Here is a 1255-nt window from a genome sequence, read left to right as displayed (position 1 = left end):
GTTCTGTGTAAGACCGCTACCTGCTACATCTGCATTAATAGTTGCTGCGTTTACAGCATCATCAGCGATTTCAAGAGTAACATCATTAAGAGCAGCATTTGTACCACCAGTAACAGTTAAGTCTGAAGAAGATATAGTTCCGTCACCAGTAATAGCTGTTACGTCTACATCAAGCGCTCCAGTAGTTGCGTTTTGCGTAAGACCGCTACCCGCCACATCTGCATTTATTTTTGTTGCGTTTACTGCATCATTTGCAATTTCAGTAGTACCTATGGCATTAGCAGAAACATCTAATGTGTAGGGGTTTAAAGCGGTACCTGCACCACTTCTTACTAAGGTACCGTCTGTAGGACCTACTACTTCATTTCCGATTATTTGATCCGAATCACTAGCATTATCTGCTGCAATTTCATCTAACGCTGCTTGAACATTCGTGGCGGTTAAACCAGAAGTAGTGTTATCGTATGTGGTACCCTGAGCCGATGGGGTGAAGGTAACATTCGACCCATCATTATTAGAAAAAGTAAAAGTACCATTACCATTATCTGTAAGTGTCGATTTAGGAACAGTTTGAGTTGTTCCATCCTCATTAACGAAGGTGATAAGTCCGTCATTATTATCACTAAGATTAGTTACCGTTTCAACATTTCTAACAACATTCGTAAGATCTAATTGAGTTGTAACCCCATCCTCGTCAGTATAATCAATATTTGTATTATCTGCATTTAGAGCAATTGTCGTAAGCGTCTCAAGATTCTTAACATCTATATCGGTAGTTCCTCCATTCTCATCGGTATAAGTAAAGGTACCATTAGCGTTTTCAGCAATAGTTGTTAAAGTTTCAAGATTTCTAACAATATTGGTAAGATCTAATTGAGTTGTAACCCCATCCTCGTCAGTATAATCGATGTTTGTATTATCTGCATTTAGAGCAATTGTCGTAAGCGTTTCAAGATTCTTAACATCAATATCGGTAGTTCCTCCATTTTCATCGGTATAAGTAAAGGTACCATTGGCGTTTTCAGCAATAGTTGTTAAGGTTTCAAGGTTACTAACAATATTGGTAAGATCTAATTGAGTTGTAACCCCATCCTCGTCAGTATAATCGATGTTTGTATTATCTGCATTTAGAGCAATTGTTGTAAGTGTTTCAAGATTTTTAACATCAATATCGGTAGTTCCTCCATTCTCATCGGTATAAGTAAAGGTACCATTAGCGTTTTCAGCAATAGTTGTTAAAGTTTCAAGATTTCTA

1 pseudogene is annotated in these 1255 nt (G+C 37.5%); it reads right to left on the bottom strand.

The features are described from left to right. Positions 1-1255 (bottom strand): annotated as a pseudogene (locus ACKTTV_RS10025) (hypothetical protein); the annotation flags it as partial.

The sequence above is a fragment of the Tenacibaculum xiamenense genome (genome assembly GCF_964513065.1).
Taxonomy (GTDB): domain Bacteria; phylum Bacteroidota; class Bacteroidia; order Flavobacteriales; family Flavobacteriaceae; genus Polaribacter; species Polaribacter xiamenense.
The sequence above is the reverse complement of the archived record's forward strand: the minus strand, read 5'-3'. Positions and strand labels throughout refer to the sequence as shown.